Here is a 17874-nt window from a genome sequence, read left to right on the forward strand (position 1 = left end):
GGGCCGGGGCCGGCGCGCGGTCCGGGACGGGCGGCGCAGGACCGGGTCGGGCGGTGGCTCCGGCCCGGTGTCCCGCTCCCCGAACGGCCCGACCCCTACTTCTTCACGGCCCGCAGCACGACGAACTTCGGGTCGCTCGCCACGATCTCGCAGTTGCCGAACAACCGGCGCAGCTTCACGTGGTAGCCCAGATGCCGATTGCCGATCACCCACAGTTCGCCACCGGAGCGCAGCGCCGCGCGCGAACCGGCGAACATCCGCCACGAGATGCCCTCGGTGGTGGCCCGGTGGGTGTGGAACGGCGGATTGTTCAGGATCAGGTCGACACTCCCGGGCGCCACGTCGGTCACCCCGTCGCCCACCACGAACTCGGCGCCCGCGTCGGTCCCGAGGTTCGCCTCGAAGGTGGCCCGCGCCGACGCCACCGCCTGGTGCGACTCGTCGACGAACAACACCTCAGAGCGCGGATTGGCCAGCATCGCCGCCGTACCCACCACGCCGTTGCCGCAGCCCAGGTCCACCACCCGGTCGCGGCCGACGCGACGCGGCAGGTTGCGCAGCAGGAAGCGGGTACCGATGTCGAGCCGGTCGGCGCAGAAGATGCCCGCGTGGTTGACGGTCACGATCCCGGACGCCGCGCCCAGGCCGTCCGGCAGCGTGTAGCCGTGCGGCCACGGGCTCGGGGTACGCGGCAGCGCGGGGTCGGGCGTGGCGAGGATCAGCCGGGCCTTCTTCACCGCGAGCGAGGTCCGGGTCGGGCCGATGATCCGCTCGAACAGCTTGAGCGTGGACGTATGGATCTCGGTGGTCATCCCGGTGCCGACCACCACGGTGTCGGCGTGCACCCCGGGCGCGAGCCGGTGCAGCTGGTCCTCCAGCAGGGCCAGATTCTTCGGGACGCGGACGATCAGTACGTCGATCCGCTCCGGCGGCGCGTCCTGCGTGGAGAGCAGCCGCACCCACTTCGGGTCGGCGTCGTTGCGCGCCAGGTTCGTCCGCGTGGCCTCCTGGCCGAGGAACGAGTCGCTGATCTGTACCGGCCGGGACTCGGCCAGCGCGGTCGCCAGCGCGCCCCATCGGTCTCCCACGATCACGACGGAGCCGGACAGATCCGTCGGTTCGGCGTCGTCGATGCCGGCGAGGTGGCGCAGTACGTACTCGTCGGCGGCATCCCAGGCGCGCAGCAGATCGCGGGGATCCTCGGGATACCGGCCGAGCTCGAACTCGCCCGAAGGCGCAGAAAACCAGTTCATTATCCCCTCAGCCTAGCCGCCCCCATCGGCTGCTCGGGGCCACGCGGCGGGCCCGAGGGCGGGGTCGGGGTCGGGGCTGGGGTGGGCCGGCGGACCGCTCGGCTGGATCGACCGCCACCGCCGCCGCGCCCAAGTCGGCCGTGGGGCGGTCAGGTTGCGGACGCGGCGCGGAATTCGCCGGCCAGGCGCGTGGCGGCCTCGCGGAGCCAGTGGGTGGGGTTGGTTCGGGCCTCGGCGGGGGAGCCGGACAGGGCGGTCAGGTCGGCGGCGGTGCGCACGCCCGGGGGTAGGGGGGCGGCGATCGAGCCGGCGATCAGGGCCACGGGGACGCCGGCGCCGTGGTGGGCCAGGTCGAGGACCGTGCCGACCACCTTGCCCTGCGCCGAGGTGGCGTCGAAGCGGCCCTCGCCGGTGATCACGAGGTCGGCGCCGACGAGGGCGTCCGGCAGGCCCGCGAGCTCGGCGACGCGGAGGGCGCCGGGCACGATCGAGGCGTTCCAGGCGGAGGCGAGGCCGTACGCGGTACCGCCTGCCGCGCCGGCGCCGGGGGCGGTCGGGCTGCCGCCGAGGAGGACGGCCAGGCGGGCGAGGGCGGAGTCCAGGGCCGCGACGTCGTCCGGGGTCGCGCCCTTCTGCGGGCCGAAGACGGCCGCCGCGCCGGTCGGACCGAGCAGGGGATTGGTGACGTCGGTGAGGATCTGTACGCCGCCGGGGGGAGGGGCCGCGAGCTCGCTCGTGTCGATGCCGGCCAGGCGGGCCAAGGGGCCGCCGCCATACGGTAGTTCCCGGCCGTCGTGGTCGAGGAAGCGGGCGCCGAGCGCGGCCAGGGCGCCGGTGCCGCCGTCGGTCGAGGCCGAACCGCCCACCGCGACCACCAGGGCGCACACGCCGGCCCGCAGCGCCGCGCCGACGACGGCGCCGAGGCCGGCGGTATGCGCCCCGGTCGGATCGGGCGCGGCCATCAACGGCAGCCCCGACACGGCGGCGAGTTCGACCACGCCCGTACCGTCCGGCAACCGCAACCACACGCCGTCCACGGGCCGCCCATCGGGCCCGGGCACCGGCCCCGCCGGCACCCGCACGGCCCCCGGCACGGCCCGCGCCACCGCATCGAGCGTGCCCTCACCCCCATCCGCCAACGGCACGGACACCACCTCGTCCCCCGGCCGCTCCCGCAACCACCCCTCCGCCCACACCTCGGCCACCACCGAAGCCTCAACGGTCCCCTTGAACGAGTCGGGAGCAAGCACGATGCGCATGAAGACGGGTCCACTTTCGTATCGGTGAGAGTCGGCCGGACGTATGCGGGGCCGACCCCGGGTACGCCTGGGGAGGCGAGGTACATGGGGAAGGCACCCTCCCACGTTCGCTGCGCCGACCCGGTCCTCCGTGGGTCCGACCGGGCGGCACGGAGCAGTGTCGGAGCGGCTCGGCCGGATTCGACGCGGCCCGGTCGGACGCACTCGCCGGCATCCATGTAGTGGCAAACCGATGCCGGCTCGGGGCGGCCGGATGGTGGACGGCCGCCCCGAGCAGCCGGGCCGGAGGCGACTCGCGGGCTCAGCCCAGGAGTTCCGTTACGTATCGGCGTTTCAGGGTGGCCAGGACCGCGTTCGGGTCGGCGGACCAGACGTCGGCGTTGAAGATCTCCACCTCGATGTCGCCTCGGTAGCCGGCCGCCTCGACCATCGTCGCCATCGCGCGGAAGTCGATCGTGCCGTCGCCCATCATGCCTCGGGCGAGGAGGGTGTCTGCGGGCAGCGGGAGCACCCAGTCGCAGATCTGGAACGAGGCGATTCGCGCGCCGGCCCGGCGGATGGCCGCCGGGAGGTACGGGTCCCACCACACGTGGAACGCGTCCACGACCACACCGACCTGCTCGACCGGATGCGGCTCGGCCAGGTCCAGCGCCTGGTCCAGAGTGGAGAGCACCGCGCGGTCCGCGCAGTACATCGGGTGCAGCGGCTCCAACGCGAGCCGAACCCCGTGCTCCCCGGCGTACGGTGCGAGTTCGGCCAGCGCCTCGGCGATCCGCTCCCGCGCCCCCGGCAAGTCCCGGTCGTCAGCCGGCAGTCCGCCGACGACCAGGACCAGACAGGCCGCCTCCAACGCCGCGGCCTCCTCGATCGCGCGACGGTTGTCCGCGATCGCCTCGGCCCGCGCGGCCGGTTCGCGCGCGGTCAGGAACCCGCCACGGCACAACGACGAGACGCGCAACCCGGCCTCGCGCACGAGCTTCGCCGACTCGGCGAGCCCCGCGTCGGCGACCTTGTCCCGCCACAGCCCGATCGCCGGCAGGCCCGCCCGCACACACCCCTCGACCGCCTCGCGCAGCGACCACTCCCGCGTCGTCCACTGGTTCAGCGCGAGCCGCGCCAACCTCGCGTCGCCGACCGCGGGCGTGGGCACGCCGGCGGGTCGCCCGCTCGGGACGTCCACAGCTGTCGGGTCGGGGGCGGCTTGGCGTGCTGCCGAGGCCGTTGCGGCCTCGGATGCGGGTACCGCCGCCGCCGTCACGTCCCGTGCCTCCGAACCCGTCGCCTCGTTCGCACTCACGACGCCACTCCCGCCACCGTCAACAGCGCCCGCATCCGGGACGCCGCCAACTCCGGATCCGGGAACAGGCCCGCCGCGTCGGCCAGTCGGAAGGCCTCGGCCAAGTGCGGTACGGAGCGGGCCGATTGTGCACCCGCCACCATCGTGAACGCGGACTGGCGGCCGGTCAGCCAGGCCAGGAAGACGATGCCGGTCTTGTAGTGGTAGGTCGGTGCCGCGAACAGATGCCGGGACAGCGGCACCGTCGGCGCCATCAGGGACTCGTACCGATCCGTGTCACCCGCGTCCAACGCCCGCAGCGCGCCCGCCGCGACCGGGGCGATCGCGTCGAAGATGCCGAGCAGGGCGTGGCTGAAGTGCCGCCCGTCGCCCCGGATCAGCTCCGGGTAGTGGAAGTCGTCCCCGGTGTACAGGCGTACCCCGGCGGGGAGTTGCGCGCGCAGCCGAACCTCGTGGTCACGGTCGAGCAGCGAGACCTTGACCCCGTCGACCCGATCCGCGTGCTCGCGCACCAGGTCCAGGAACGTCTCCGTCGCCGCGTCGACATCGGCGGAGCCCCAGTAGCCGGCCAGCGCCGGGTCGAACACCTCGCCCAACCAGTGCAGTACCACCGGCCGCCGCACCTGCCGCAACAGCGCGTCGTACACCCGCCGATAGTCCTCCGGCCCCTGCGCCGCCGCGGCCAGTTGCCGGCTCGCCATCAGCACGACCTTGGCGCCCGATTCCTCGACCACCGCGATCTGTTCCGTGTAGGCGGCGATCACCTGATCCACGGTCAGTCCGACGCCGGCGTGGTCCGTGCCCGCGCCGCAGGCGATCAGCGCGTACGGGTCGCCGATCGTGGCTGCCTCGGCGGCGCTGCGGCGGATCAACTCGGCGGTGGCCGCCCAGTCCAGGCCCATGTTGCGCTGCGCGGTGTCCATCGCGTCGGCGACGGCGAAGCCGTGCGACCACAGGTGGCGCCGGAAGGCGAGTGTGGCGTCCCAGTCGGGTGCCGCCGGCCGGCCCGGGGTGTTGTCGGCGAGCGGGTCGGCCACCACGTGCGCGGCGGCGTACGCGGTGCGTTCGCGGAAGGCCGGGCCGCCGGGGGCCGCGCCCAGGTGTACCCCGGTGAGTTCGTACGGCTCGACCGTGCCCGTCGTCGTGGGAAGCAACAGGCGGGCGGTCATGCGGACTTCCCGTCGAGAACGGGCAGCTCGATCCGACGGCCCTCGGCCGAGGAGCGCAGGCCGCACTCGGCCAGCTGTACGCCCCGCGCGCCCGCGAGGAAGTCGAACGCGAACGGCGCGTCGTCCACCACGTGCCGGACGAAGTCCTCCCACTGGACCTTGAATCCGTTGTCGAAGCCGCTGTCGCCCGCGTTGTCGGGAATCTCCTGCCACTGGTCCCGGAAGGACTCGGTGACCGGAAGGTCCGGGTTCCACACCGGAGTCGGCGTCGCCGAGCGGTGCTGGACGCGGCATCGACGCAGGCCGGCGACGGCGCTGCCCTCGGTACCGTCGACCTGGAACTCCACCAGTTCGTCCCGGTTCACCCGCACCGCCCACGAGGAGTTGATCTGCGCGACCACCCCGCCCGCGAGTTCGAAGATGCCGTAGGCCGCGTCGTCGGCGGTCGCCGGGTATTCCCGGCCCTGCTCGTCCCAGCGAGTGGGGATGTGCGTGACGGCCTTGGCGGTGACCGCCTCGACCCGGCCGAACAGGTTCTCCAGGACGTACGACCAGTGGCAGAACATGTCCACGACGATGCCGCCGCCGTCCTCGGCCCGGTAGTTCCAGCTCGGCCGCTGTGCGGCCTGCCAGTCGCCCTCGAACACCCAGTAGCCGAACTCGCCGCGCACGGACAGGATTCGGCCGAAGAAGCCGCCTTGGATCAACCGGCGGAGCTTGAGCAGTCCGGGCAGGAACAGCTTGTCCTGCACGACGCCGTGCTTGACCCCGGCGGCGTCGGCGGCCCGGGCCAGGTCCAGCGCGCCGGTCAGGGTCTCGGCGGTCGGCTTCTCGGTGTAGATGTGCTTGCCCGCCGCGATCGCCGTGTGGATCGCCTTCTCGCGCGCCGTGGTCACCTGCGCGTCGAAGTAGATCGTGTTCGCGGGGTCGGCGAGCGCGGTGTCCAAGTTGGTCGTCCAGGCGGCGATGCCGTGCCGGTCGGCCATCGCGCGCAGCTTGTCGGCGTCACGCCCGACCAGCACCGGCTCGAGCACGACCCGCGACCCGTCGGCCAGCGCCACGCCGCCCTGCTCGCGGATGGCCAGGATCGAGCGGACCAGGTGCTGGCGGTAGCCCATGCGGCCGGTGACGCCGTTCATCACGACGCCGAGGGTCTGGGTGGTGGTCATGGGGGCCTTTCGATAGGCGGGTGGACGGGAATGGGAAAGCGCTTTCCCGTAAGCTAGGGCGCGGGGCCGCCGAGGTCAAGGGATACCGGGCCGGAGGTGCACTGCCCGCATACCGCGCCCGGCATCCACTTGGGTATGCGCTTTCCAATCGCTACTCTGTGCCCATGCCGAATCCGACCTCCGACGCGCCTGCGGCCCGCCCGCCGGGCCCCGTCACCCTCCAGCAGGTGGCCGAGCGCGCCGGGGTCTCCTCCGCCACCGCCTCCCGCGCCCTGCACGGCAGCAGCGGGACCCGGATCGTGGGGGAGGAACTGCGCAAGCGCGTACTCGACGCCGCCCGCGAACTCAGGTACGTCTCCAACGCCCCGGCGCAGGCGCTGGCCCGCTCCACGACGAGCGTGGTGGGCGTGGTGGTGCACGACGTCGCCGACCCGTACTTCGCGGCGATCGCGGCCGGCGCGATGGGCGTCGCCCGGGAGCACGGGCTGCTGGTGATGCTGGCCGCCACGTTCCGCGACCCCAAACTGGAACTCGACTACCTGGCCCGCCTGCGCGCCCAACGCGCCCGCGCGGTGGTCCTGGCCGGCAGCGGCTTCGCCGACCGCGAGTTCACCCGACGGCTCGCCGCCGAGGCCGACGCCTACCGAGCCGACGGCGGCCACGTGATCGCGGTCGGCTCACACGGGATCGCCGCCGACACCGTACGCCCGGCCAACCGCGCCGGCGCCGCCCTCGCCGTGCGCCACCTGTACGACCTCGGCCACCGGCGCTTCGGCATCGTCTCCGGCCCCCGCGCGCTGACCACGGTCCGGGATCGCCTGGACGGCGCCCGGCGGCAACTCCGGTCGCTGGGACTTCCCCTGACCCCGGGTCAGGTGGTCGACGGCGGCTTCACCCGAGAGCAGGCCCGAACTGCCGCCCGTGCCCTGCTGGCCGGCCCGTCCGCACCGACGGCGCTCGTCGTCCTCAACGACGTGATGGCCGCCGGAGTGCTGGCCGCCCTGCGGGAGGACCTGGGCCTGCGCGTACCGGACCAGGTCTCGGTGGTGGGCTTCGACGACGTCCCCTTCGCCGCCGACCTCAACCCACCCCTGACCACGATCCGCCTCCCCTTGGCCGACATCGGCACCCAGGCCATGCACATGATCCTCACGGGCCCAACGGTGACCCCACGCACGGTGGACGTGGACGCGGAACTGGTCATCAGATCCAGCACGGGGCCCGTCCCTGGGGCCTGACCGGTGGGGTTGCCGGGGCCTCGGTGCCATTGGGGAAGGCGTCGGGGCCGGCGGCAACGGGATCATCAGGCCCTTGGCCACCTCGGGCGGGCGTCGGCGCCGGCCTCTGCCGACCCAGGCCCCACCCACCCCAGGGGTCGCCGTGAGTGCCCCCGCCGAGACCCTCGAGGCAGGGGGTCGCGCGGTTGGTTCGGTGAGGTGGATGCGCCGGAACTCCCGACCTGCCGAACCTTGGCAGGGCACGTTGGCCGGGTTTGGTCTCGGCGTCGCAGCGGCTGTGTGCTCATCCGCGCGATGCCTGGGCCGGGGGCATGGGGGGCGGGGAGAGGCGAGGGGCAGCCCGAGCAGGCCGAGGTTTCCCTCGGCAGGTGCTGCGCCTTTGGCCGCGCGGTGCCGGTGCCGGTGCCGGTGCCGGTGCCAGTGCGGGGCGGGGCGGGCCCGGGTCGGTGGTGGGCCGCCGCCGGCGTTCGGGGCTCCGAGACTTCGAGGTCCTGACGAGGCGGGTGTGTTGTTCGGCGGAAAAGCGACCTGCAGCGGTGGGCAGGGTGGGTGCTCGGGTCGGGTACGCCGGGTGGCCTTCCCGAGTGAGTCGGGTGCTTCCGGCGGGCGTTGCACTTGTGGTTGCGGGTGGCCGGTCGGGAGCTGATCTGAGTCGGTGGTGGCCGCCGCCGGCGTGCGTGGGTCCAAGCCTCCGGGCTCCCGACGAGACGGCCGCATTGCTCGGCGAAAACCGGCAGGCGGCGGCGGGCAGGAGGGTGCTCGGGTCGAGTCCGCCGGGGAGCCTTCCCGAGTGGACCGGGTGCTTTCAGCCGGGGTTGCGCTTTTGGTGGCGTGAGCCGGTGCGGGGCTGGTCAGAGTCGGTGATGAGCCGCCGCCGGCGTGCGTGGCTCCGAGACGGGGGGCTCTTAACGAGACGGGCGCGTTGCTCGGTGAAAACCGGCCGGCAGTGAGGGTGCCGAGGGTGGTCCGGTCGCGTTCCCGGGGGGCCTTCCCGAGTGGGTCGGGTGTTTCCTGAGGGCGTTGCGCTTTTGGTTACGTGGGCCGGTGCGGGGCTGGTCAGAGTCGGTGATGAGCCGCCGCCGGCGTGCGTGGCTCCGAGACGGGGGGCTCTTAACGAGACGGGCGCGTTGCTCGGCGAAAACCGGCCGGCAGCAGCGGGCAGGAGGCGGCTCGGGTCGCGTCCGCCGAGGGGCCTTCCCGGGTGGGTCGGGTGGTTTCGGTGTGCGGTCGGTGTGTGGGTGGCGAGGGTTCACAAATCCGGACGGCGTGGGGTGCCGTGGCCTGGCGGTGAGAGAAAAACCGCAGGTCAGCGCAAAGAGGAGAGCGTTTGAGGTGCCTCGGGATCCGGTTTCGACCCTCGCTGGGCACTTTCGGTCTCCTCGACGACCTCTGCAAGGCCACAGCGCTTGCAGCCGACTCCGACCAGGCAGTTTCGGTCTCCACACTCCCGCCGAAGGGGTCGACGAACACGAAACCGGCACTCAACACCCGACTTTCCACCCCGCCCCCACAAAACCGCAGGTCACAGAAACTCGAAGCCCACAACCACCCACCGAGATCCGGTTCCGAACCCCAACCCCTCCCCCAACGCCCCGAATCGCACCAACCCACCCCGGAAAGCCCCTCGGCAGACTCGACCCGAGCCCCCAACCCGCTCCCTCGCTGCCGGCCGCTTTTCAGTGAGCAAAATCCCCGCCTCGCCGGGAACTTCGAGTCTCGGAGCCCCGCACGCCGGCGGCGGCCCACCACCGACTCAGACCAGCTCCGCACCAGCCCACGCAGCCAAAAGCGCAACGCTCGCCGGAAACACTCGACCCACTCGGGAAGACCCTCCGGAAACGCGACCGGACCACCCTCCGCGCCCTCGCTGCCGGCCGGTTTTTCGCCGAGCAACGTGCCCGTCACGTCGGGAATCCGGGTCTCGGAGCCCCGCACGCCGGCGGCGGCCCACCAACGACTCTGACCAGCCCCGCACCAGCCACCCGCAACCACAAGCGCAACGCCCGCCGGAAGCACCCGACCCACTCGGGAAGGCCACCTGGCGGACTCGACCCGACCGCCCTCCCTGCCCCCACCGCCAGCCGGTTTTCGGTGAGCAGAACGCCCGCCTCGTCGGGAGCCCTCGGTCTCGGAGCCCCGCACGCCGGCGGCGGCCCACCACCGGCTCTGACCGGCCCCAGACCAGCCACCCGCAACCCAAGGCGCAACGCGCGCCGGAAGCACCCGACCCACTCGGGAAGGCCAGCCGGGGAACCCGACCCGAGCCCCTTCCCGCCCTCGCTGCCGGCCGGGTTTCGCCGACCCACACGCCCGCTTCGTCGGGAGTCCTCCGTCTCGGAGCCACGCACGCCGGCGGCGGCCCATCCCACGTGCCGGACCAGCCCCGCACCGGCACCCCGCAACCAACAGCGCAACGTCCGCCGAACCTGCTCTGACCCACCCCAAAAGGGCATCCCCGACCGGCCTCGGTCGGGGATGGCCGCCCGGTCGGTGCAGGGTCGATATCCCGCCCGCTCGGAGTCGTACCGTGCCGATCGCCGTGTCTGGGGGTCGAGCGGGTGGGAGGAACTCGGCGCGTTTCGAGTGATCATCGCTCGCGGCTGCGGCTCTCCTGCCTTGGCCCCCGGCGTTGCTCGGGTTCGGGTTCGGGCTCTGGCTTGGGGTGTTCGGTGGACCCGGCGTTTGTTCTCTCGTCCGCCGGTGGCGTCGGCATTCTTCCGGTGAGGCTGAGTGTGGCCAGGACCTGGAAGAGCGCGGCTGTGGCCAGGGCTGTGGTGAGGGAGTGGGTGAGGAGGGGGCCGGTGAGGGCTGCGCCGAGGGCGAAGGTGGTGATTTTCAGGCTGGCGCCGGTGGTGAAGATGCGGCTGCGTAGGGCCTCGGGGGCTTCGCGGTGTCGGATCGTGAACAAGGCTGTCAGCTGCGGGCCTTCGGCCACGCCGGCGAGGAGCATCGCGGCGATCAGCGGGATCGGGTTGGCCGTTGCCGCGAGGAGGAGGGCGCCGGCGAGGATCAGCGTGCTGTACCGGATCACCGTTTCCGGGCGCAGTGGGTGCGGCCGGCGGGCCAGGAACGCGTTCGTGGTCAGCGCCGAGGCTGCGAGCAGTGAGAGCAGGGTCGGCCCATGGGCGGCCGATCCGAAGGCCCGTTCGCCGAGGAGTGGGCCGGCGGCGAGCAGGATGCCCTGTCCGACACAGGACAACATCGATGCCGCCGTGGCCCGGGCCAGGGACGGTGATCCCACGATGGCTCGGAAGCCCGCGACGAGGTCGGCGCCGATTGACGGGGTCGACCGGTGCTTCGGCGGCTCCGGGCGTTCCGGGGGTGCGTTGTGGGAGGCAGCGGTGGGCAGGCCGTTGGCCGCCGCCGCCGACGGCTTCGGCAACTCCGACGGCTCCCGGGGCTCCTGGCTGCGGTTGGTGGGCGGCGCTTGGGTGGGCGGTGGCGCCGCGTGGTTTCGGGGCGCCTGTACTCCGGTGGTGGGTGATGTCCCGGCTGGTGGCGGCGTCAAGCGCCGTCGCCGCAGCACCTGCGTGCGGGCCGCCACCTGCGTGCGGGTCGGCGCCTGCGCACGGGCCGGCGGCAGTGCTCGGGCCGCCGGTAGGGCCAGGCAGATCAGGACGATCGCGGTGGTCATCGCGGCCCGCGCCCCGGCCAGGGTCGTGACGATTCCGGCCAGGGCCGGGCCGGTCAGGGCGGCCAGGTTGAATGTCATGGCGTCGTACGTCGTTGCGCGCGGGAGGTCGGCCGGTGTGACCACGCGCGGCAGTTGGGACGTCCAGCCGCCGGTCAGGGCCGGGCCGGCCAGTCCTGCGGTCAGGGCGATCAGCAGGGTGATCGCGATCGGGGTTCGGCCCAGCGTGGCCAGGATTGCCCCGAGCGCCGCCGCGTAGCCCGCCAGCGTGGCGGTCAGCAGGCGGCCTGGCCGGGGGGAGCGGTCGAGGAGTACGCCGAAGACGGGACCGCCGAGTGCTGCCGCCGCGGTGACGGCGGCGAGCAGTGCCGAGGCGGTGGCGGGCGAGCCGGTGGCCGCCAAGCCGGCCAGCAGCAGGGCCGGGCCCGACATCTCGTCGCCGGTACGTGCTGCGGCCGCTCCCGCGATGTAGGGCCATATTCCTCTGTAACGCTTTTGCATGGCTGGCACGTTACGTAAGTAACTCAATTATTGGCTAGATGCGTTACATTTGAGCTGTGCTGCACTCGAACGACGAGCGGGCCACCCGCCACTCGGTACAGGCCGTGGCCCGACGCACCGTCGCCCTGGTCAACGCGCTGACGGCGGACGACCCGCCGCCCGACCCATCCCCCTCCGCCCTCGCCGAACTCCTGCGCGAACACGGCGAGTCCGATCCGATCGAGCTCACCGCGACCGACGTCGCCGACCTGCGCGCCGCCGCCCTGCTGCTGCGTGCGGTCTTCGCCGCCGAGGACGTCGACGCTGCCGCCGACGCGCTCAATCGCCTGCTTCGTCGGGGGCGGGGCAGGCTTCGGCTCACCTCGCACGACGGCCGCAGTCCGTGGCATCCCCACCTCGACCGCGACGACGACGCGCCGTGGGGCGAATGGTTCCTCGCCTCGTCGTGCCTGGCCCTGACCATGGTGCTGTGGGACCGGCAACGTCCACCCGGCGGCGTCTGTACCTCGGCGACCTGCCGACACGTCTTCGTCGACGAGGGCGGCGGCCCGACCCGCCGCTACTGCTCGCGGCGCTGCGCCACACGCGAACGGGTGGCCGCCCACCGCCGCGCCCGGGCATAGGGCGGCTTTCCGGCCTCCGGCTCCCCGGCTCCCGGTTCCCCGGCATCCGATCCCTCGCCACCTGGCCCCTCGGCACCCCGCCCCTCGTCCTCCCGTCCCCCACGCAGCGCCGGGTCCAGCGCGGTGGCCGCCACCAATACGACCGACATCACCGTCAGGATCATGCCCAGGTGATGCAGCCCCACGTCGGTCGCCCGCCGACCGAAGGTGGCGCCGATCAGGCTCGCCGACGCCAGCGCGCCCAGGTAGGAGAACGTACGCAGCAGCCCGGCCGCCGTGCCCGTCGCGGCGGCCGGCGCCTGGCGGAACATCGCCCGCTGGTTGGCCGTGTTGGCCAGGCCGTTCTGGAGCCCGAAGACGACGCTCACCACGATCAGCAGCCACAGCGGCGAGTCGGCTCGCAGCAGCAACAGGCTCGCGCTGCCCACGGTCAGCACGCCGGCACCGGCCAGCAGGGGAGTACGCAGCCTGGGCCCCGTCACCACGGCCGAGACCCCGGCCGCCACCACGAACGACGGCGTCATCAGCAGCCCGGCGGCCGACACCGAGCGGCCCGCGCTCTGCTCCAGCCACATGGTCCAGCCGTAGATGAAGCAGTAGGTCGAGGCCATCGCCACCGCCTGCCGCAGGTACGTCCTGGTCAACGCGCCGTTGCGAGCCACCATCCGCACGTCCAGGAACGGCGAGTGCGCGCGCGACTCCCACCGGGTCAGCGCCACTCCGGCCACCAGTCCGAGCACGAGCAGCCACCACCTCGACGCGGTGGGCCGCATCAGGAACAGCAGTACGCTCGTCAACGTCGCGGCGAACAGCAGCAGGCCCGGGGGATCCAGTTCCCGCGCCGCCGAGCCGGTACGCCGCCGGCGCTCGTCCGCCGGCAACCAATACACCGCGAACCCGGCCGCGATCGCCGCGAGCGGGATGTTGATCAGGAACATCGCCCGCCACCCGCCGACCGCGATCAGCAGGCCGCCCAGCGGCGGCCCGATCGCCATCGTGGTTTGGCCGGCCACCGCGAGCGCGTTCAACACCCGTCCCGGCGCGGGCCGGGCGAGGCGTTCCGACTGCCGGCGCACCATCGTCATCGCCGCCGGATAGGCCGCCGACGTACCCAGCCCGAGCACCACACGCGCGACCACGAGCATGCCGATCGACGTACCCACGAAACCGATCAGCCCGCCGAGCGCGACCAGCGCCATGCCGGCGAGGTACACCCGCCTGGGCCCGAACAGATCCGCGAGCCGCCCGGCCGTCGGCTGCCCGATCGCGGTGGCCAGGTACAACGCCGACACCAGCCACGTCGTGGCCCCCGCGTCCACGCCGAACGCCCGGCCGATCGACACCAGCGCGATCGCGATGATGGACGAGTTGATCGGATTCAGGACCGATCCGACGGCGGCGGCCGTGGTGAACCGGGCCCCGAATCCGGCCCGTTCGGGCGTGGGGCCGGCGAATCGGCGGCGCGGGGGCGAGGGAATCGGGTGCGGAAGCGGGTCGGTGGGGGGCATGGCGGCGGGCACGTCCGTTCTGCGGGCGTCGGGTCGGGGGCCGGACCCGGGGCGGCGCTGTCAGCTTTGCGCGTGCGTGGGTCGCCATGAAGGCCGTGTCATTCGCGCCAATGGCGAGTGCGGTGCCGGGACTGGTGGTGGCACGGTCGTCCCCGTGCCGGCGCCACCCCGCCGTGCCTGTCCCCGTGGGGGACACGCACCGAGACCCCGGCTTTGTGACAATCGAGAGGTGACGTCACCACATCCACTCGGAGAGTTCCTACAGGCCCGCCGCGCCCGTCTTCAGCCCGGCGACGTCGGGCTGCCCGCCGGCACCGGACTCCGTCGTACCCAGGGGCTGCGCAGGGAGGAGCTGGCGGCGCTGGCGGGGCTGAGCATCCAGTACTACACGCGCCTGGAGCAGGGCCGCGAAAACAATCCCGGCGGTGCGGTCCTGGACGGGATCGCGAGCGCGCTGCGGTTGAACGAGGAGGAGCACGCGCACCTGTACGCCCTGGCCAACCACGCGGCGGAGCGGGTGCCGGCCGGCGGGGCGCCCGCGGATCGGGAGGTACGGCCGGGGATCCGCGCGCTCCTGGAGCGGGTCCGACCCTGGCCCGCGTACCTGCTCGGTCGGACCAGCGACATCCTGGCCGCCAACCCCGAGGTGTTCGCGCTGCTGCCAGGGCTGGCCGACTGGGCGCCGGAGCGGCGCAACAGCATTCGGTACCTGTTCCTGCACCCGATGGCACGGGAGCTGTTCGCCGACTGGGAGCGGGCCGCGCTCAGCACCACGGCGCAACTGCGCTCGCTGCTCGCCGCCGACCCCAGGGACCGGGAGTTGGCCGCTCTGGTGGACGAACTCACGGAGGGGAGCCCCGAGTTCGCGGTGCAGTGGCAGCGGTACGACGTGCGTCGGCGGCGCAGCGACCAGGAGACGTACCGGCATCCGCAACTCGGCGAGATCACGCTCGCGTTCGAGGTGCTGCGGATGGAGGGCGGCCAGCGGATCACCATCTACCAGCCGCAGGAGCCGGACGAGGAGGGCCGCCGGGTGTTGCGGGGCCTGTCCGAACTGGCCACGAGGGCCCGGCCGGAGGCCACGGCATAGGGGGGCCGGCGGCCCGGGGGGTGCCGCGCGGGCGGCGGGCGTGGGGGAGGGGCTTGCGTTGGGGGCTTGGCGCTTGGCTGGTTCGGGTTCTTCAGCCGCTCGGCTGCTCGGTCGCGCAGCTGCTCAGCCGCCCAGGTCGTTGGCCGCCCACGTCCTCAGCCGCTCGGGTGCATGGCCACTCAGGCTTTGAACTGGTCAGCGTCCGGCCGTCGTGTCGGCTCCGTTTGGAGTGGTGGGCCCGGAGCGGGTGCCGAGTTCGGCCGTGTCGGCGTCGCTCATGTCGGCCTCGGCCGTGGACTCCGGCTCCGCTATTGGATCGGCCTCGGCAGACCCCTCGACCTCCGCCACCACTTCGGCCGGCTCAGCCGCAGCGGCGGCCGCGGCCTCGGCCTCGGTGAGTGCGCGGCGCATGTCCTCGGCGTGGCGGCGGGCCATTTCCCGGATCTCCGGGGTGAGGTACGGACGGTCGGCGACCGCTGCCGCCTCGGCCGACTCGGTCCAGGCACGCATGACGTCGAGGGGGCGCTGATGTCCGCACGACACCTCGGCACCCGATTCGTCGTGCACGGTGGCCTCGTAGGCACCATTGACCCAGACACTCACGCCCTCGTCGTGGAAAACCACGTCGAAGGGCACATCGTCGGGATCCGGTTCGGGACCGTCGCCGGTGAGGAGCGTGAACTTCTCGTGTGGTCGCATCCAGTGGTCGGTGCCCCACGGCTCGACCCAGACCGCCAGCATCGCAGCGGTGTCGTTGTTCAGTCTGATCGATGGCATGGCCCAGGGTATTCAGCCCACGCCCGGCTCGCTCCGCTTCGACGAACCGGCACGCAAGCGCTTCCCCACGGAGGCCTTACCAGCGGCCGACATGCCCCCGTCGCACCATCGCGCCGCAGGAGCCCCGACGCCCTCCACACCGGCAACGCGACGAGCCAGGCGCGGACGGGAGGTCCGCCGCCGCGCATCATGGACTACGCGCTGTGGCCGAGCGATCCGCGCCCACCGTGCCCCTCGGGAACGGCACCAGGTTGACCGCGATCCATGCGGCGGTGCTCAGTCGGCTGCGGTCCGTGTCGTCAATCCGTCCGCAGCCCTGTCGGCGGCGATGCGCCTCGGAGCCGACGTGTGGTCCGCGCGCCGAGATAACGCAGGAGCCGAACATAGGCGCTCCGCTTGGCACGAGCGTCGTCTGCCGGCCCGAAGGCGGATTCGGCGCGGTCCAAGGACTCCTCGATCAGGGCGTCGTGCAGCCGGCGAAAGGCCAGCGGCCACGAAAGCCGGGCGCTGCCGTGTAGTCGCATGGCGAGGACGTGGCGGAGCACCGTGCCGCCCGGTTCGGCGCGCTGGACGACGAACTCGTGCGTGCCGTCGAAGCCGCGCGGGGCCGAGAACCGGAACCGGACCCACTGCCCGGGCACATAGGCCTCGACGGAGTAGCGGATGGGGCCGTGGCCGCCGCGCGAGCCGACGCACAGACCACGGTCCAGCACCATCCTGGGCCAGGACCGGCCTGGCCACAGCGGGTCGTCGGCGCTCGCCAGACGGTCGATCAGTGCGCCGACCTGCTCGCATGGCGCCTGGATCCGGCGTTCGTGGATGTTCAGGACCGCCATTCGCGCCCCTCCCAAGAGTATTAGATGCTCTCCTCTAATTGAAATGGAGAGTACTCTCTATTTCATGGCCAGGCCACCTCGCTACGACGAAACAGACCTCCTCGAAGCCGCGGTACATGTGGCCGCCGCCCACGGACCGGCCGCGGTCACCATGGCGGCAGTCGCCCGAGCGTGCGGCGCACCCAGCGGCTCGGTCTACCACCGCTTCCCGCAACGGGCCGTCTTGTTGGCGGAGTTGTGGCTGCGCACCGTCGGCGAGTTCCACGAGGGCTACTTCGCCGCGCTCGCCTCCCGCCCCGAGCCGCACGACGCGGGCGGCGCGGCGGCACGGCACGTCGTCGCCTGGAGCAGGGCGAACCCTGAGCGGGCTGCCGTGTTGCTGTACGGAGCCGGCGCCTTCGGCCAGGAGGAGTGGCCGGAGCGGCATGCGCGTCGCCTGGCCGACGCGAACCAGCGGATTCGCGAAGCGTTGTCGGAGTTGGCCCTCCGGCTGGACGCCACCGCGGCCGCGGACTTCGAGCGTGTCGTGCTGGCGGTCGTCGACTTGCCGCTGGCGCTGGTACGGAGGCACCTGCGGAATGGGACGCCCCTGCCCGACTTCGCCGAGAGCCTCGCGCAAGAGAGTGCGGTCGCCCTGTTGCGGTCGTGAACGGGTCGTGTACCCAAGGGAGTTGCCTATGCCCATGCCCGCGACGGCCCACTCCCGAGGCGGCGCGGACCGGACACCGGCGCGCCGGGCGCGGGGTGGCCAGGGTGTTCAGGGCCGAGCGCGGATTCTTCGACATCACATATCCCCACGAAAGCGAACTCCGGTCCCGAGAACAAGTCTCGGAGACCGGAGTCGCTCACCGGTCGGCGCCGTCGACGCGCAGGGTGCGGACCGACCAGGTGGGGTCGGGGCGATGGTCGTGCGGGAAGGCGGCCGTCGGGCTCACCGGGCACAGGAGTACGTCGACGTCGCCGAAGAACTCGGCCCAGCGGCGGCGGGAGTGCTGCCGGCGTTCGTCGAGCGCGTGCCAGTCCCGGAAGCGGAGCGTCAGGTCCGACGCGAACCCGCCCGTCGCGCCTTCCGTCGCGGCGAGTTCCACGAGCCCGGCGTACGACTCGTCGGACTCGACCAACCCGCTCTGCGCCATCAGCAACGGCTGATACAGGGCCATCGTCTCCTCCAGCCCGACCGGCCCCTCGCCCTCCACCACGGTGGCGCCCTCGGCCCGCACCGCTTCCACCGCTGCCCGCATGATGGCGACCAACTCGCTGTCGACGGGGCAGGACGGGTCGTCGGTCACTTTTGCCGACAGCTTCGTCCGCACTCAAGGGGCCGCAACCGGAGGCCGACGGCCACGAAACGACCCCCCCACACGGGACGTGCGCAAGCAGCCGACTCGGCAGACGCCCCACCCCCACCGAGCGCCCTCGCGCGCCCGGGACTGCTCGGCCTCGTCGAGCGCAGGAACGCCCACACCACACCGCACGCGTATCCCACGCACATGTCCGCGGCCGGGCGCTCGTCCGGGATCGGC

The 17874-nt window shown here is 72.7% G+C and carries 14 protein-coding genes; 4 read left to right on the forward strand and 10 right to left on the reverse strand.

All coding sequences use genetic code 11. The features are described from left to right. Positions 1 to 95: 95 nt before the first annotated feature. The 5 genes from ACH4XV_RS33930 to ACH4XV_RS33950 form a co-directional block, all read right to left on the reverse strand. A complete protein-coding gene (locus ACH4XV_RS33930; protein ID WP_395796167.1) occupies positions 96 to 1253 on the reverse strand; it encodes a methyltransferase in 1158 nt (385 codons plus the stop codon). A gap of 149 nt (positions 1254 to 1402) precedes the next feature. Continuing rightward, on the reverse strand, positions 1403 to 2512 hold the full coding sequence (locus tag ACH4XV_RS33935) for a glycerate kinase (RefSeq protein ID WP_395796168.1): 1110 nt from the start codon (positions 2510 to 2512) through the stop codon (positions 1403 to 1405). 301 nt (positions 2513 to 2813) lie between these two features. Next, the gene (locus ACH4XV_RS33940; protein WP_395796286.1) at positions 2814 to 3662 is read right to left on the reverse strand and encodes a sugar phosphate isomerase/epimerase family protein; all 849 of its coding nucleotides are present in this window, start codon (positions 3660 to 3662) and stop codon (positions 2814 to 2816) included. A gap of 143 nt (positions 3663 to 3805) precedes the next feature. Further along, on the reverse strand, positions 3806 to 4978 hold the full coding sequence (locus ACH4XV_RS33945) for a dihydrodipicolinate synthase family protein (protein WP_395796169.1): 1173 nt from the start codon (positions 4976 to 4978) through the stop codon (positions 3806 to 3808). After that, entirely contained in the window at positions 4975 to 6147 is a 1173-nt protein-coding gene (locus tag ACH4XV_RS33950) for a Gfo/Idh/MocA family protein (RefSeq protein WP_395796170.1), read from the reverse strand. The genes ACH4XV_RS33945 and ACH4XV_RS33950 overlap by 4 nt, the downstream gene beginning before the upstream one ends. Before the next feature lie 164 nt (positions 6148 to 6311). Between ACH4XV_RS33950 and ACH4XV_RS33955 the strand changes: the two genes are divergently transcribed. Next, positions 6312 to 7385 (forward strand): LacI family DNA-binding transcriptional regulator, encoded by a 1074-nt coding sequence (locus ACH4XV_RS33955; protein ID WP_395796171.1) that lies wholly within the window; start codon positions 6312 to 6314, stop codon positions 7383 to 7385. Positions 7386 to 9972: 2587 nt separating this feature from the next. On the opposite strand, the gene ACH4XV_RS33960 is transcribed toward ACH4XV_RS33955, so the two are convergent. Then, positions 9973 to 11517, reverse strand: coding sequence for an MFS transporter (locus ACH4XV_RS33960; protein WP_395796172.1), 1545 nt, complete (start codon positions 11515 to 11517; stop codon positions 9973 to 9975). A 59-nt stretch (positions 11518 to 11576) separates the two neighbouring features. Between ACH4XV_RS33960 and ACH4XV_RS33965 the strand changes: the two genes are divergently transcribed. Continuing rightward, a complete protein-coding gene (locus ACH4XV_RS33965) occupies positions 11577 to 12140 on the forward strand; it encodes a CGNR zinc finger domain-containing protein (RefSeq protein WP_395796287.1) in 564 nt (187 codons plus the stop codon). Here ACH4XV_RS33965 and ACH4XV_RS33970 read toward each other — a convergent pair. Then, positions 12077 to 13648 (reverse strand): MFS transporter, encoded by a 1572-nt coding sequence (locus ACH4XV_RS33970; RefSeq protein WP_395796173.1) that lies wholly within the window; start codon positions 13646 to 13648, stop codon positions 12077 to 12079. The two genes, ACH4XV_RS33965 and ACH4XV_RS33970, sit on opposite strands and share 64 nt — an antisense overlap. Positions 13649 to 13877: 229 nt before the next feature. On the opposite strand from ACH4XV_RS33970, the gene ACH4XV_RS33975 reads away from it, so the two are divergent. Then, a complete protein-coding gene (locus tag ACH4XV_RS33975) occupies positions 13878 to 14738 on the forward strand; it encodes a helix-turn-helix domain-containing protein (RefSeq protein WP_395796174.1) in 861 nt (286 codons plus the stop codon). A 195-nt stretch (positions 14739 to 14933) separates the two neighbouring features. Here ACH4XV_RS33975 and ACH4XV_RS33980 read toward each other — a convergent pair whose 3' ends face one another. Together ACH4XV_RS33980 and ACH4XV_RS33985 are read right to left on the reverse strand one after the other, a co-directional pair. Continuing rightward, positions 14934 to 15515 carry a hypothetical protein gene (locus tag ACH4XV_RS33980; RefSeq protein WP_395796175.1) on the reverse strand — a complete coding sequence of 194 codons (582 nt, stop codon included), beginning with the start codon at positions 15513 to 15515 and terminating at the stop codon, positions 14934 to 14936. 299 nt (positions 15516 to 15814) lie between these two features. Continuing rightward, on the reverse strand, positions 15815 to 16351 hold the full coding sequence (locus tag ACH4XV_RS33985) for an SRPBCC family protein (RefSeq protein ID WP_395796176.1): 537 nt from the start codon (positions 16349 to 16351) through the stop codon (positions 15815 to 15817). Between the two features lie 64 nt (positions 16352 to 16415). Here ACH4XV_RS33985 and ACH4XV_RS33990 point away from each other — a divergent pair, with 64 nt between their 5' ends. Then, positions 16416 to 17000, forward strand: a complete 585-nt coding sequence (locus tag ACH4XV_RS33990; protein WP_395796177.1) for a TetR/AcrR family transcriptional regulator — start codon at positions 16416 to 16418, stop codon at positions 16998 to 17000. Between the two features lie 196 nt (positions 17001 to 17196). Here ACH4XV_RS33990 and ACH4XV_RS33995 read toward each other — a convergent pair whose 3' ends face one another. Next, complete coding sequence (locus ACH4XV_RS33995; RefSeq protein ID WP_395796178.1) at positions 17197 to 17640, reverse strand: amidase family protein; 444 nt, start codon at positions 17638 to 17640, stop codon at positions 17197 to 17199. Positions 17641 to 17874: the final 234 nt, after the last annotated feature.

Origin of the sequence: Embleya sp. NPDC020630 (assembly GCF_044334985.1) — a bacterium.
In the GTDB taxonomy this organism is placed as follows: Bacteria; Actinomycetota; Actinomycetes; order Streptomycetales; family Streptomycetaceae; genus Embleya.

What these genes read in the sequence shown, in the direction of transcription:
- ACH4XV_RS33970 (WP_395796173.1), bottom strand. Translation starts at nt 13,648, where the DNA reads ATGCCCCCCACCGACCCGCTTCCGCACCCGATTCCCTCGCCCCCGCGC.
- ACH4XV_RS33960 (WP_395796172.1), bottom strand. Translation starts at nt 11,517, where the DNA reads ATGCAAAAGCGTTACAGAGGAATATGGCCCTACATCGCGGGAGCGGCC.
- ACH4XV_RS33985 (WP_395796176.1), bottom strand. Translation starts at nt 16,351, where the DNA reads ATGGCGGTCCTGAACATCCACGAACGCCGGATCCAGGCGCCATGCGAG.
- ACH4XV_RS33935 (WP_395796168.1), bottom strand. Translation starts at nt 2,512, where the DNA reads ATGCGCATCGTGCTTGCTCCCGACTCGTTCAAGGGGACCGTTGAGGCT.
- ACH4XV_RS33930 (WP_395796167.1), bottom strand. Translation starts at nt 1,253, where the DNA reads ATGAACTGGTTTTCTGCGCCTTCGGGCGAGTTCGAGCTCGGCCGGTAT.
- ACH4XV_RS33945 (WP_395796169.1), bottom strand. Translation starts at nt 4,978, where the DNA reads ATGACCGCCCGCCTGTTGCTTCCCACGACGACGGGCACGGTCGAGCCG.
- ACH4XV_RS33955 (WP_395796171.1), top strand. Translation starts at nt 6,312, where the DNA reads ATGCCGAATCCGACCTCCGACGCGCCTGCGGCCCGCCCGCCGGGCCCC.
- ACH4XV_RS33990 (WP_395796177.1), top strand. Translation starts at nt 16,416, where the DNA reads ATGGCCAGGCCACCTCGCTACGACGAAACAGACCTCCTCGAAGCCGCG.
- ACH4XV_RS33980 (WP_395796175.1), bottom strand. Translation starts at nt 15,515, where the DNA reads ATGCCATCGATCAGACTGAACAACGACACCGCTGCGATGCTGGCGGTC.
- ACH4XV_RS33950 (WP_395796170.1), bottom strand. Translation starts at nt 6,147, where the DNA reads ATGACCACCACCCAGACCCTCGGCGTCGTGATGAACGGCGTCACCGGC.